Source organism: Burkholderia sp. GbtcB21, assembly GCF_019091065.1.
GTDB classification, from domain to species: domain Bacteria; phylum Pseudomonadota; class Gammaproteobacteria; order Burkholderiales; family Burkholderiaceae; genus Burkholderia; species Burkholderia pyrrocinia_C.
The window spans coordinates 19,832-31,855 of the sequence record NZ_JAGXKA010000003.1 but is presented as its reverse complement, the minus strand read 5'-3'; the positions used below and the strand labels follow the sequence as shown (position 1 = coordinate 31,855).

Genomic DNA, 12,024 nt, shown 5'->3' with positions numbered 1-12,024 from the left:
GCGGGCGCTGCGGTGCGACAGTGAATGTTCACTTGCGCGCTCGATCGAGAATGGGGAAAACCGGGGAAATCAGGCCGTTCGCCTGCGGGAATATCGCCGCTTGTTCAACGACGAAAGATTGAAACCGCGAATACCGTTTCCGGCGAATCGGGAAAAAGCTACCGCACGTAATGCGGAATCATTGCCACAAAACAAATCGCCGGCCTGAATCCGTTTCGAATCCAGGCCGGCGATCGTCATTGATCGCGGAGCAGGCAATGCGCCGCCGCCGCCGCGTTGCCACGCATCATGCCGATGCCGACGTCTCCGGCACCTTCACCTGCATGACGCGCCCTCCGTCCGGATCGTCGTCGTCACGCGGCGCGTCGAGCTGCCCTTCCCACTTCGCGACCACGGCAGCCGCGATCGAGTTGCCGACGGCGTTGGTGGCCGAGCGCCCCATGTCGAGGAACATGTCGACGCCCATGATCAGCAGCAACCCCGCTTCGGGCATGTTGAACTGGTTGAGCGTCGCCGCGATCACGACCAGCGATGCGCGCGGCACGCCCGCCATCCCCTTCGACGTCACCATCAGCATCAGCAGCATCGTGATCTGCGTGCCCAGCGGCAGATGGATGCCGTACACCTGCGCGATGAACAGCACCGCGAACGTGCAGTACATCATCGAGCCGTCGAGGTTGAACGAGTACCCGATCGGCAGCACGAAGCTCGAGATCTTGCGGTTCACGCCGAAGCGGTCGAGCGCGTCCAGCAGCTTCGGATACGCGGCCTCGGAGCTCGCCGTCGCGAACGACAGCAGGAACGGCTCGCGGATCAGCCGGATCAGCGTGAACGCGCGCTTGCCGAGGAACGTCACGCCGGCGAGCGTCAGCACGCCCCACAGCAGCGCCAGCGCCAGATAGAAGCTCGCCATGAACTTCGCGAACGTGAGCAGGATGCCGAGCCCTTCGGTCGTGATCGTCGACGCCAGCGCCGCGAACACCGCAACCGGCGCGAACCACATCACCGCGCCCGTCACCTTCAGCATCACCTGCGCGAGATCGTCGATCACGCCGGTCAGGCGCTTGCCCGCTTCGCCGAGCGCGGACAGCGCGGTGCCGAAGAAGATCGAGAACACGACGATCTGCAGGATTTCGTTGTTCGCCATCGCCTCGGCGATCGATTTCGGCACCAGGTGAACCACGAAATCCTTCAGCGTGAATGCGCCCGTCTTCAGGTTGAGGGCCGCGTCGGACGCCGGCAACGGCAGGCTCAGGTGGCTGCCCGGCTGCAGGATCGTCGCGGTCAGCAGGCCGAGCAGCAACGACGTGAACGACGCGATGAAGAACCAGCCGAACGCCTTGACGCCCACGCGGCCCACCGCGCCGCCGTCGCCCATCTGCGCGATGCCGACGGTCAGCGTCGCGAATACCAGCGGCGCGATGATCATCTTGATCAATCGCAGGAACACGTCGGACAGCAACGACACGTAGCCGGCGACTTCCTTGGCCATCTTCGGGTCGGGAAACGCGCTATGGCACGCGTAACCCACTGCGATACCAAGAATCATCGCGACGACGATGTACTTGGTAATGTTGTGCTTCTTCTTCATTAGCAATCCAAATTACAGAGCGTGTGCTTCTAACGGCTGGAAAATCATTCGCGTCCGGCTGCGAATCGGAACTCACGTCGCCATGCATGCGACAGGCCCGCTTCCGGCGGTCGCCATGGCGGACAGGGGGGGCATTCTAACGCAAATGACGCACCGGCTTTCAAATCTGAAAGCAAAGGGGTTGATCCGCGTCCATGCGGCCGCCGTAAAAGCGGGTTCTGTCGCGATCCGGCCGAACGGCGCGAGCGGCCATCGAGCGCCGCGACCTCGACGGACAGGCCGCCCGTGCCGGCCCGCGACGACACGGGAAGACGATCGCGACACATTCACACAAAGATGCGCAGACCTCGACACTACCGGACGTAACCTCTATGTAATATTTCGAAATGATTCGCGTTGCCGTAACGCCCGAGCGGCAATGCGCAATCGCGAGTCGGGAATGCGGAGCCGCGTTCGAGCCTTTTTTCGAGACGGGGCGAGTCGTTCGCTTGATAAGCAGTCCTCCCAATGAATGAACGGGAAAAATCGGCATCGTGATGAACATTCTGTACACCAACTTCCACGGCGACTACGGCGGCGGCCAGGATACCTACGTCCGCGATCTCGCCGCCGCGATGAGCCGGCATCACCGCGTAACCGTCGCGTCGCCGGAGGGAAGCCGCCTGTCGCGGCTGCTGAAGGACAGCCCCGACGTGGCCATCTTCGACATGGAATTCAAGCCGCGCTGGAACCGGCTGTGCCAGGAGCTTGTGCGGCTGCGCCAGCGGATCGTCGCCGAGCGCTTCGACGTCGTTCACGTCAACGGGTCCGCCGATCACCGGCAGGTGATGCTGGCGCTGCTCGGGTGCCGGCACCGGCCCGCGGTCGTGCTCACCAAGCACAACACGTATCGCGCCGACAGCTTCGGCAACCTGCTGCGTGCACGGCTCGCAACCGACCACACCATCGCGGTCAGCGACTATGTCGCGAGCATGCTCGCGCTCCGGTCGCCGTACGGGAACGTCACGGTCGTCAAGCACGGCGTGCGCAGGCAGGCCGCGGAACGACTGGCGAGCGACGAGATCCGCCGCCGCAAGGTCGCGCTGTTCGGGCCGTCCGGCGCGGACGCGATCGTGCTGGGCAGCAGCGCCGGCACCGCGCCGGAAAAAGGCTGGATGGACCTGATCGCGGCACTCGGCCGCCTGCCCGAGCACGAGCGCGAGCGGTTTCGCGTGCTGCTGGTCGGTGCGGAGCCGTCCTGCGACCAGCGCGAGCAGATCGCGCGGCACGGCATGACGTCGCGCACCGTATTCACCGGACGGGTCGACGACATATGCGCGCCGTTCTCGATCATCGACGTGTCGTTCGTGCTGTCGTACCACGAGAGCCTGTCGTACGCGTGCCGCGAAGCGATGTCGCTGGGCTGCCCCGCTATCGTGACGCGCGTGGGCGGGCTGCCTGAAAACGTCGAGCCGGGCGTGGACGGATGGGTCGTTCCGCCGCGCGAGCCCGAAGCGATCGGCGAGATCCTGCGCACGATCGTGCGCGAGCCCGGCTGCGTCCGCGCGATGGGACGCAGCGCGCGGCTGAAAGGCAAGCGTGAGTTCTCGTTCGACAGATTCGTCGACGCGACGCTGTCCGTCTATCAGAAATCGATTCGACACAACCCGTATCGTTGGGTGGCGTCCCTGAGGTCCATGTAATGGCCATGAATATCTGGAAGAAGTATTGGGACCTGCGGACGCAGGAGTGCCCGTGCGACGTGCACTTCGTCGAGGTCGGCGACTTCAAGACCCTGCGGATTTTCCGCAAGGACGCGTAACCCTTGTCTTGTCACGATCCGCCGATGCTTCTGTCCGCCACGCGCTATCCGATCCTGATGTATCACCAGATACGCCCGCTGCCGCCGCCGCCCGACCGGCTACGCGGCCTGAGCGTCGCGCCCGACGCGTTCCGCCGCCAGATGACGCTGTTCAGGCGGCTCGGCTACCGCGGCCTGAGCGTGCGCGAACTGCAGCCGTATCTGCGCGGGGAGCGCAGCGGAAAAGTCTTCGGCATTTCGTTCGACGACGGCTTTCTCAACGTGCTCACGCATGCGATGCCCGTGCTGGACGAGCTCGGGTTCACCGCGACCTGCTATTTCGTCGCCGGCCGGTTCGGCGGCGAGAACGACTGGGATGCGGGCGCCGATACCGCACGCTCGCCGCTGATGACGCGCGAGGACATGCTCGCGTGGCGCGATCACGGCCATGAAATCGGCTCGCATACGCTCGATCACGTCGCGCTGTCGTACGTGCCGGCGCACGTGTCGGACCTTCAGGTCATCGAATCGAAGCGGCAGCTCGAAGCGCTGAGCGGCCGGCGCGTCGAATCGTTCTGCTATCCGTACGGCGATCTGGACGCGCGCGTCCGCGACCAGGTCGCCGCCGCCGGGTACGGCAATGCGACGACGACCCGGCGCGGTTGCGCCGACGCGTCCGACGATCCGTTTCTGCTGCCGCGGATTCCGGTGGCGGGCGGTGTCGGTGCGCTTCGGCTGCTGTTCAAGTGTGCGCGGTGGCGGGTGCGCAAGCGCGGGTAGCGCCGGGAACAGCGCTTGTGCCATAGCGAAAGGGTGAAGCGTCGGCACCGAGTTCGATCGGCCCGACGCCTGCGCACGGATCGATGCCTTTACCGAGGCAAGGTCTTCCGGATCGCGGCCGTCGCCGCCGCGTTTGCCGCGATCGCCGCGCGTGCGCGATCAGTCCGATGTTTCCCGCGCGAGTTTTGCCTGCCGCCGGGCCCGGTCGTTCACGATCTGGTGGCGCCGATGGTCCGTCATCTTCTTCCACGCGCGCGCTTCGTCCCGCGTTCGCAGGCAAGCCACGCAGTAGCCCGTTCTGCCGTCGAACGAGCACACGTCGATGCAGGGCGATTTGACCGCCATGCTTATTGCCCCCGCGTCGCCGGCACGACTTCGACGGTGACATGCGACAGATCCTTGAACCGCTGCAGCACGCCGTGATAGAAGCGCGAATCCCGTTTCGGGTCGTCCGTCGCCACCGACACGACCGCACTCATGTGCCCCGGCCCGAGACGCCAGACGTGCAGGTCGTTGATCGTGTCGCCGCCGCCTTCGATTGCGCTGCGCACGTTGTCCGCCAACCGACGGTCCGCACTCATGTCGAGCAGGATGCCGCCGGTGTCGCGCATCAATCCGTATGACCAGTTCGCGATCACCAGCGCGCCGATGATGCCTGCCAGCGGATCCATCCAGAGCCAGCCGAACGCGCGCGCGAGCAGCAGCCCGACGATCGTCAGCACGGAGACCGCCGCGTCGGCAATCACGTGGACGTAGGCCGAACGGATGTTGTGATCGCGCGCCGCCGCCGCGGACGCGCCATGGTCGTGCTCGTCGAATGCGAGTTCGTGCTCGCGCCCGTTCAACCGGACAATCGCCGTGAATTCATGCGGCTCGGGAATGTTCTCGACCGACTCCAGGCATGCGCCGCGCACGCTCATCGCGAACGCCTGCCGCGTACCGTCCGGACGAATCGTCGTGATCGATGCAGCCGTGACGTCGCCGAGCGTCGTGCCGGAGATCGCCGGTGAGATCCGGAACACCGGCGGCACGCCGTCTTCGAAGATCGACACGAAGAACGCGCCGCTTTGGTCGAAGACCTTGTGCGTCACCTCGTCGTGGTCATGGTCGTGATCGTCGTGCCCATGCCCGTGGTGATGCCCATGACCGTGCCCGTGCCCGTGCCCGTGCCCGTGCCCATGGTGGTCGCCGCTCAGCAGCCAGACGCTCGCGATGTTGACGAGCAGGCCGGCAACCGCGATCGGAATGGCCTCGCCGAAATGGATCGGAACGGGCTCGAGCAAACGCGCAACCGCTTCATAGCCGATCAGCAGCGCGATCATCGCGAGCACGATGGCGCTCGTGAAGCCTGCCAGGTCGCCGAGCTTGCCCGTGCCGAACACGAATCGCGGGTCGCTCGCATGCCGGCGCGCGTACGTGTACGCGAGCGCGGCGATCAGCATCGCGCCCGCGTGCGTCGACATGTGCAACCCGTCCGCGATGAGCGCCAGCGAGCCGAAAATCGACCCGCCGACGATCTCGACCACCATCATTGCCGCGCACAGCCCGATGACCATCCAGGTCCTGCGTTCGTTCTGTTCGTGCGCGGCGCCGAGAAAGATGTGGTCGTGCCCTGCGCCGAAGGCGTCGTTCCTGAAGTCGCTCATCCCTGCCTCGATCATTTGAAGTAGCTGTGAACGACTTCGATCAGCTGCTCGGTCGCGCTGCCCTCGTCCTCGTGCCCCTCGGCATCGACGAGATGGCTGCGGATGTGATCCTCGAGCACGACCGCGAGCAGGCCGTTCATCGCACCGCGGCCGCTCGTGATGAGCTGGAGGATTTCGTTGCAACCGCGCTCTTCCTCCAGCGCGCGTTCGATGGCTTCGACCTGCCCCTTGATCCGGCGGACACGATTCAGCAGCTTCTGCTTTTCCTTGACGGTGTGGCTCATGGCGATCCTTTGATATACCGGGGGGGAGTATATCCGGAAAGGATTTTCCCTATAGGGGGGCGGGGTATATTCAGCGAGACGAAAGGTGAGCTTGAGCTGCGAACCACCGGTGCCTGACCGCCGCTACACGTGCCCACGACGCCATGCCGCCCGTCCCCGAAAGTCATCTTGTAGATATTCAGACATGGAAGTAGCATTCTCTACATGATTCCTTTCTCAATCTGGTCGATTCTCGTTCTGACCCTCCCCACGGAAAACGCGACGGCCCGCATGCGGTTCTGGCGCGCGCTCAAGGCGAAGGGCTGTGCCGTGCTGCGCGACGGCATCTACCTGCTTCCGTACACGGAAGAACGCGAACGCATGTTGCGCGAACTCGCGGACGCAATCACCGACAGCGGCGGGACGGCCCACCTGTTGCGCACGCAGAGCCTCGACGCGTCGCAGGAGCAGGAATTCCGCGCACGCTTCGGGCGCGACGACGACTACGCCGCCTTCATCCGCGAGCTCGCGGATGTGCGCAAGACGCTTGCCGGGCAGTCGGCCACGGAACTCGCCCGGCTGCTGCGCCGCCTGCGCAAGGATTTCGACGCCCTCCGTGCGATCGACTATTTCCCGGGCGATGCGGCGACCCGCGCCGAAATCGCGCTGCAGGATTTCATCGCGCTGGTCGACACGCTGCTGTCGCCGGGCGAGCCGCACGCCTCAGATCGCGTCGTCCGCCGGCTTGCTGCCGACGAGTACCAGGGCCGCACCTGGGCCACCCGTCAGCGGATGTGGGTCGATCGTGTCGCCAGCGCATGGCTGATCCGCCGCTTCATCGACGCGCGCGCCCGCTTCGTCTGGCTCGCGTCGCCCGCGGATTGCCCGCCTGACGCGCTGGGCTTCGATTTCGACGGCGCCGCGTTCACGCACGTCGGCGAGCGCGTGACGTTCGAGGTCTTGCTGGCGAGTTTCGGGCTCGACACGGATCCGGCGTTGATACGGCTCGGCGAGATCGTGCATGCGCTCGACGTCGGCGGTCCCGCCGCCCCCGAAGCGGCCGGCTTCGAGGCCGTGATGGCCGGCACGCGTCAACGCACGGAAAACGACGATCAGCTGCTGGAACAGATGAGCGCGGTGCTTGACTCGCTCCATGCGCACTTCGCGTCGAACGGAAAGAACGAAACCGGAGGACGGCCATGACCACGACGGTGACGACAAACGCGCCGGGTTACTCGCTGGGCCAGCTGGTCGGATACATGTTGCGACTCGGCGCGCTGGGGTTCGGCGGCCCGGTGGCGCTCGCCGGCTACATGCGTCGCGATCTCGTCGAGAAGCGCGGCTGGATCACGGAGGCCGACTACAAGGAAGGACTCACGCTGGCCCAGCTCGCACCGGGACCGATGGCCGCCCAGCTCGCGATCTATCTCGGCTTCGTCCACTACCGCATCCGCGGCGCGACGCTCGTCGGTTTTGCGTTCGTGCTGCCGTCGTTCCTGATGGTGCTCGCGCTCGGGTTCGCCTATGCACGCTTCGGCGGGCTGTCGTGGATGCAGGCGGTCTTTTATGGCGTCGGGGCCGCCGTGGTCGGCATCATCGCGATGAGCGCGTACAAGCTCACGATAAAGACCGTCGGCAACGACAAGCTGCTGTGGGCGATCTTCATCACGCTGGCTGCCGTGACCTTCATCACGGAATCGGAAATCGCGTGGCTCTTCATCGTCGCCGGCCTGATCGGCTGGCTGTGGCGCGCCCCGCCCAAGTGGCTGCACAAGAGCGGGCTGAGCGCGCTTGCCGGCGCCAACCTGCCGGCGGCAAGCGGCCTGCTGAGCGGCATCGATCTGCCGCAACTCGCGCAGATCGGCGTGTTCTTCGCGAAAGCCGGCGCATTCGTGTTCGGGTCGGGGCTCGCGATCGTGCCGTTTCTGTACGGCGGTGTCGTGACCGAGCATCACTGGCTCAACGACAAGCAGTTCGTCGACGCCGTCGCGGTCGCCATGATCACGCCGGGGCCGGTCGTGATCACCGTCGGCTTCATCGGTTACCTGGTGGCAGGCTTCCCGGGCGCAATCGTCGCCGCGCTCGGCACCTTCCTGCCCTGCTATCTGTTCACCATCATCCCGGCGCCCTACGTCAAGAAATACGGTCACCGGGCCGACGTCAAGGCGTTCGTCGACGGCATTACGGCGGCAGCCGTCGGTGCAATCACGGGCTCCGTCCTGGTCATCGCGAAACGCTCGATCGTCGACGTCCCGACCGCCGTCGTGGCCGTCGCGACCGTTCTGCTGTTGTGGCGCTTCAAGAAGCTCCAGGAGCCGGTGATCGTCACCGCCGCGGCGCTCCTCGGGCTGGTGGCCTACCCGTTGCTCCATCATTGATTCGAAGGTGCGATTCGCGCTTTCGGATCGACGGGCCGGCCTGTCGCTCGCGCCCGTCGACCGCCGGACCGCGCCCGTTCTCGCCAGCACGCCGGGCACGAAGCGATCGCTTCGGCTGCGCTCCCTGTCGAGACCGGCCTGTCGCTCACTGCGGTTCGATCCTCGCGGCGAACGCTTCGGACGAAGTGTCCGTCGCCTTCAACCAAATTGGGCGTTCAGCCATCCTTCTGCCCACTTTTTCGCGTATGCAACCGCGTCGTCGCGCACATCGAAGCCAGCCAGATCGCCGCTGGAGTGAACCTCTCGCTCACCGCCATCCAGAAGCATCGTGGTGATCCTCACATGCGCGATGTACTCGCCATCAGCCCTGCGCGGCGTCGGATCGATTCGGAACCGTGTCGTATTGAAGAGCATTTTCTCCCCCCGTTTGGTTGCCGCGAACCAGGCTGTCGCGGGAGCAGCACAAGAAAGTGTCGAACTTGCAGCCGTGCCTTGATCCGGGCGGCCTCCTGACCGGATTCACGACGCGCCATCCCGCTTTCGAACCGCGGTGCGCAACCCGATACGGACATCAGGAAAGCATCCGTATCGACGTCGTAGCAATGGTCACGGATAGACCAGCGAGCGAAATGCTGCCCCTGGGTAGGGATTGAAGCCCGTTGCTCCGGAATTCCTTCGGAGCCGCACTCGAGCGGTGGGACAAGAGAGGGGTGTCAAACACTTATCAAGGGTGCCCAGGTGGTCGGTCGCCTTTCACCAGATTCGATGAGAAGCCCGATCGCATTCATCGGAGCACGCTGAGCAATGCGTTGGAACCGGTCAGCGGTCATCCAACGATTCGATGGTACGCCGTTCCATAAATTTGCATAGCGAAATTTCCTGCGAACGCGTGCCTCCAAAGCGCGCCCTTACACGACGGCACGGCACGAATCACGGCGACAGCGCGTATAGTGGAGCCAGCTTTCCTCGACATTCGCGCGTCTGTTCGAGAATCGGGTACCCGCAAGAAGTTCGAGGTCTGGCCGGTCGTTTTCGTATGTATCCCCGCCGGTTCCGGAAAGCAGTCGCGGCGCTTGTGGGGCGACATCATTCATGTGTTGGGCCAAGCATGGGGGCCGCTTCGCATGGATGGCTTCATCAGGCGTCGCGAGCTTCGAGCAGGCAGTGCCGGCTTGTGCCGGCCGGAGATATCAACGGGTGCATTCGCGCGACGCGCTGCGAATCGAACAGCGTCGACACGAGTTGGACCGGCTAACGCAAGCCCTCCCTGGAACAAACAGCGCAACCCATGAAAATCGATCGCAGTTCCATTCCCCACTACCTCGTCCTACGTGCCGGCTGGCCACCCTATGTGTTGAATGCAGACCGCCTGGTGCTCCGCCGCGAAGCGAGCCCGCTGTTGCGAGCGTTCGCGCGAACGCGCGGAAGCTTTGCACATGTCGATGACGTCGCGTGGAACATCTTCTCCGATGCAGAGGGCCTCTCAGTAATCGAGCGTCGGGAAACAGGGTTCTTCACGTTGATCACCGGAACCGAGACCGAGCATCAGTTGCATCTGCTGGCAACCCTCTGACGTTGCAGTCGGGACGGCGTACGGCCAGGGCCGACGAACGGCCGCGCGCGGGGATTTTTCGCGCATTTTTTACGGAATGCTGATTTTCCTGGGCAGTCGCTTGTTCTGCCCCTCGGCCGAAAGCGCTTGACACCTTCGTTGCCGAGGCGTACTGTCAGCCGCTGAAGTATTCAAGAAGCGCGATTGCTGCCCATCATTAACCGCGGCCTGCGGTATTCGTTGTCCTCTCCCTCCTTGATTATTTTTTCCCGCGTCCATTCAGGGCGCATACGCTCGTCCATTTTCAGGAGATCTAACATGGATACCGGTACCGTCAAGTGGTTCAACGACAGCAAGGGCTTCGGCTTCATCACGCCCGACGCAGGCGGAGACGATCTGTTCGCGCATTTCTCGGAAATCCGCGGCGACGGCTTCAAGACGCTCGCCGAAGGCCAGAAAGTCAGCTACGAAACGAAGAGCGGCCCCAAAGGCCTGCAGGCGTCGAACATTACCGGCCTGTAAGTCCCGTTCACGAAGCGGCACGTAACTGCCGCTTCCTGCGCATACGCACCTCCATCGCGGGCGCCACGCGTCCCGATGCAAGCTCGACCGGGTCATCCGTTTCGTATTCGGACGTCGAACGTGCGCGTATGCAGATGCCCAGCCCCCTCGCCGCGCGCGTGTCCAGCCGCGCGTGCGTGAGCGGACGAGTCCCGCTCGGCGGACCGCTCAAGCCGCGCAGCAGGAGAACCCGCATGACCAGAAGTCAACCTCGCAGTAACAAGGCGCCTCCGCGTGCCAAGCCTGCCATGACCCTGCCCAAGCTCGGCACGGCATTGAACTGGGTGCCGCCCAAGGCTCCCGCTAGCGAGAAATCGCGCCCGAAGAAGCGGCCGCCTGCTCCGTAATAGCGGAACGAGCCAACCGCTGCGCGACGAATAGGCAAAGAGGCGGCCACCGCTGCCGTGCAGCGCGATCTCGGCGTGATGGGCCGAGCGCATCGACGCGCGCAATCCGGAATAAGTTGAACGCCCAACAAACGATGCGCGTATGATGGGTTTATTCGGGCGATCACTTGCCGTCTGACTGCTCACCCCTCCATCTACCCTCTTGCTGCATCGCCCCTCCCTCGCGCTGCAACGTTGTCCCTTTCACCCCACCGGCACGCCCTGCAACGGCGATACTGGCCGGATGTGTTCGTCCATGCAATTCGTGGTGGCCGAACGCCAGGAGTTTGCCATGAGCATGCATGTCTACCGTGGATTCGAGATTTATCCACTGATTTACCCCCACGTACCGGCGCCGAATGGCTGTCCGCATAACTACGATGCCGGTTTCGACGCGGCAGTCAAGATTTGCCTTCGCGGCACCACCGACACGGTGACGCAGAGCCAGACGTTCAGATTGCACGACAACTCCCCGTTTGACAGCGCCGGTGACGCACGTCGCGCTTCGCTGCGCTACGCCGAGAACATCATCGACGACAATCGCGAGAAACAGGGCTTCTTTTCCAACGGGATCTAACGCGCCCCGTCAACGCAACGCAATCTGTCGGCGATTTGGAGGGCAACATGATCATCGACGAACTACTCGGCTTGATCAGTCGACGTGAGGTCAGCTGGACCGGCACCGTCCTGCCCGCCGGAATCGCCGACTCGGCACGAAGCCATCAGCAAGAACTGCAAATGTTCGTGGCGGTACGCGCGCTATCGATCGGAGCCGGATATTCGGAATTCGAATCCGACGAGATAGCGAGCGCCGTCATGACACGACTCGGCTAGTTTTCCGTTCAAACGTTCCCAAACAGGATCTACATGACAACAGTCACACTCAAGGTCAACGAACCGATCGACGTCGCGCTGCGGCGATTCCGACGCACTATCGAGAAAACCGGGCTGATTCGGGAGTTGCGCAGTCGCACCAGCTACGAAAAACCCACGACGGAACGCAAGCGGAAGAAAGCCAGCGCCGTTTCCAGGCAGCGCCTGCGGGCGAAGCGGATGTTGCCGCCCCGCAAAATGTACTAGGGAGCAC

General features: G+C 64.0%; 14 protein-coding genes. 9 read left to right on the top strand and 5 right to left on the bottom strand.

What is annotated here, in order from left to right; translation table 11 throughout:
• Nucleotides 1-286: 286 nt before the first annotated feature.
• Nucleotides 287-1,591, bottom strand: a complete 1,305-nt coding sequence (locus KVT39_RS08205) for a dicarboxylate/amino acid:cation symporter (RefSeq protein ID WP_175746948.1) — start codon at nucleotides 1,589-1,591, stop codon at nucleotides 287-289.
• A gap of 536 nt (nucleotides 1,592-2,127) precedes the next feature.
• On the opposite strand from KVT39_RS08205, the gene KVT39_RS08200 reads away from it, so the two are divergent.
• Together KVT39_RS08200 and KVT39_RS08195 are read left to right on the top strand one after the other, a co-directional pair.
• Nucleotides 2,128-3,273: a glycosyltransferase gene (locus tag KVT39_RS08200; protein ID WP_217588369.1), complete on the top strand. Its 1,146-nt coding sequence runs from the start codon at nucleotides 2,128-2,130 to the stop codon at nucleotides 3,271-3,273.
• A 143-nt stretch (nucleotides 3,274-3,416) separates the two neighbouring features.
• Nucleotides 3,417-4,151 (top strand): polysaccharide deacetylase family protein, encoded by a 735-nt coding sequence (locus KVT39_RS08195; RefSeq protein ID WP_217588367.1) that lies wholly within the window; start codon nucleotides 3,417-3,419, stop codon nucleotides 4,149-4,151.
• A gap of 159 nt (nucleotides 4,152-4,310) precedes the next feature.
• Here the strand turns inward: KVT39_RS08195 and KVT39_RS08190 are convergent, their stop codons facing one another.
• From KVT39_RS08190 to KVT39_RS08180, 3 genes are read right to left on the bottom strand one after another with little or no spacing between them, the layout of a single operon-like run.
• Entirely contained in the window at nucleotides 4,311-4,496 is a 186-nt protein-coding gene (locus tag KVT39_RS08190) for a DUF1289 domain-containing protein (protein WP_152855903.1), read from the bottom strand.
• A 2-nt stretch (nucleotides 4,497-4,498) separates the two neighbouring features.
• Nucleotides 4,499-5,797, bottom strand: coding sequence for a CDF family Co(II)/Ni(II) efflux transporter DmeF (dmeF, locus tag KVT39_RS08185; RefSeq protein WP_217588363.1), 1,299 nt, complete (start codon nucleotides 5,795-5,797; stop codon nucleotides 4,499-4,501).
• An 11-nt stretch (nucleotides 5,798-5,808) separates the two neighbouring features.
• Nucleotides 5,809-6,081, bottom strand: a complete 273-nt coding sequence (locus tag KVT39_RS08180) for a metal/formaldehyde-sensitive transcriptional repressor (RefSeq protein WP_072438025.1) — start codon at nucleotides 6,079-6,081, stop codon at nucleotides 5,809-5,811.
• A 204-nt stretch (nucleotides 6,082-6,285) separates the two neighbouring features.
• On the opposite strand from KVT39_RS08180, the gene KVT39_RS08175 reads away from it, so the two are divergent.
• Both KVT39_RS08175 and KVT39_RS08170 read left to right on the top strand, forming a co-directional pair.
• Nucleotides 6,286-7,263: a chromate resistance protein ChrB domain-containing protein gene (locus KVT39_RS08175; RefSeq protein WP_105393520.1), complete on the top strand. Its 978-nt coding sequence runs from the start codon at nucleotides 6,286-6,288 to the stop codon at nucleotides 7,261-7,263.
• Complete coding sequence (locus KVT39_RS08170; protein ID WP_131948222.1) at nucleotides 7,260-8,438, top strand: chromate transporter; 1,179 nt, start codon at nucleotides 7,260-7,262, stop codon at nucleotides 8,436-8,438. Before KVT39_RS08175 ends, KVT39_RS08170 begins: the two co-directional genes overlap by 4 nt.
• A 198-nt stretch (nucleotides 8,439-8,636) precedes the next feature.
• Here KVT39_RS08170 and KVT39_RS08165 read toward each other — a convergent pair whose 3' ends face one another.
• A complete protein-coding gene (locus KVT39_RS08165) occupies nucleotides 8,637-8,852 on the bottom strand; it encodes a hypothetical protein (RefSeq protein WP_034181429.1) in 216 nt (71 codons plus the stop codon).
• A gap of 874 nt (nucleotides 8,853-9,726) precedes the next feature.
• On the opposite strand from KVT39_RS08165, the gene KVT39_RS08160 reads away from it, so the two are divergent.
• The 5 genes from KVT39_RS08160 to rpsU all read left to right on the top strand — a co-directional run bounded on the left by KVT39_RS08160 (nucleotide 9,727) and on the right by rpsU (nucleotide 12,017).
• Nucleotides 9,727-10,011 (top strand): hypothetical protein, encoded by a 285-nt coding sequence (locus KVT39_RS08160; RefSeq protein WP_131948223.1) that lies wholly within the window; start codon nucleotides 9,727-9,729, stop codon nucleotides 10,009-10,011.
• Between the two features lie 297 nt (nucleotides 10,012-10,308).
• Nucleotides 10,309-10,512 carry a cold-shock protein gene (locus tag KVT39_RS08155; RefSeq protein WP_034181431.1) on the top strand — a complete coding sequence of 68 codons (204 nt, stop codon included), beginning with the start codon at nucleotides 10,309-10,311 and terminating at the stop codon, nucleotides 10,510-10,512.
• Nucleotides 10,513-11,229: 717 nt separating this feature from the next.
• Complete coding sequence (locus KVT39_RS08150) at nucleotides 11,230-11,514, top strand: hypothetical protein (protein ID WP_034181798.1); 285 nt, start codon at nucleotides 11,230-11,232, stop codon at nucleotides 11,512-11,514.
• Nucleotides 11,515-11,561: 47 nt separating this feature from the next.
• A complete protein-coding gene (locus KVT39_RS08145) occupies nucleotides 11,562-11,771 on the top strand; it encodes a hypothetical protein (RefSeq protein WP_034181432.1) in 210 nt (69 codons plus the stop codon).
• A 33-nt stretch (nucleotides 11,772-11,804) separates the two neighbouring features.
• A complete protein-coding gene (gene rpsU, locus KVT39_RS08140) occupies nucleotides 11,805-12,017 on the top strand; it encodes a 30S ribosomal protein S21 (protein ID WP_034181433.1) in 213 nt (70 codons plus the stop codon).
• Nucleotides 12,018-12,024 lie beyond the last annotated feature (7 nt).

Bases quoted from the DNA above. Each gene is read 5' to 3' on its own strand.
- KVT39_RS08170 (WP_131948222.1), top strand. From the start codon at position 7,260: ATGACCACGACGGTGACGACAAACGCGCCGGGTTACTCGCTGGGCCAG.
- KVT39_RS08145 (WP_034181432.1), top strand. From the start codon at position 11,562: ATGATCATCGACGAACTACTCGGCTTGATCAGTCGACGTGAGGTCAGC.
- KVT39_RS08200 (WP_217588369.1), top strand. From the start codon at position 2,128: ATGAACATTCTGTACACCAACTTCCACGGCGACTACGGCGGCGGCCAG.
- KVT39_RS08155 (WP_034181431.1), top strand. From the start codon at position 10,309: ATGGATACCGGTACCGTCAAGTGGTTCAACGACAGCAAGGGCTTCGGC.
- KVT39_RS08180 (WP_072438025.1), bottom strand. From the start codon at position 6,081: ATGAGCCACACCGTCAAGGAAAAGCAGAAGCTGCTGAATCGTGTCCGC.
- KVT39_RS08195 (WP_217588367.1), top strand. From the start codon at position 3,417: ATGCTTCTGTCCGCCACGCGCTATCCGATCCTGATGTATCACCAGATA.
- KVT39_RS08205 (WP_175746948.1), bottom strand. From the start codon at position 1,591: ATGAAGAAGAAGCACAACATTACCAAGTACATCGTCGTCGCGATGATT.
- KVT39_RS08175 (WP_105393520.1), top strand. From the start codon at position 6,286: ATGATTCCTTTCTCAATCTGGTCGATTCTCGTTCTGACCCTCCCCACG.
- KVT39_RS08165 (WP_034181429.1), bottom strand. From the start codon at position 8,852: ATGCTCTTCAATACGACACGGTTCCGAATCGATCCGACGCCGCGCAGG.
- KVT39_RS08160 (WP_131948223.1), top strand. From the start codon at position 9,727: ATGAAAATCGATCGCAGTTCCATTCCCCACTACCTCGTCCTACGTGCC.
- KVT39_RS08150 (WP_034181798.1), top strand. From the start codon at position 11,230: ATGAGCATGCATGTCTACCGTGGATTCGAGATTTATCCACTGATTTAC.
- rpsU (WP_034181433.1), top strand. From the start codon at position 11,805: ATGACAACAGTCACACTCAAGGTCAACGAACCGATCGACGTCGCGCTG.
- dmeF (WP_217588363.1), bottom strand. From the start codon at position 5,797: ATGAGCGACTTCAGGAACGACGCCTTCGGCGCAGGGCACGACCACATC.
- KVT39_RS08190 (WP_152855903.1), bottom strand. From the start codon at position 4,496: ATGGCGGTCAAATCGCCCTGCATCGACGTGTGCTCGTTCGACGGCAGA.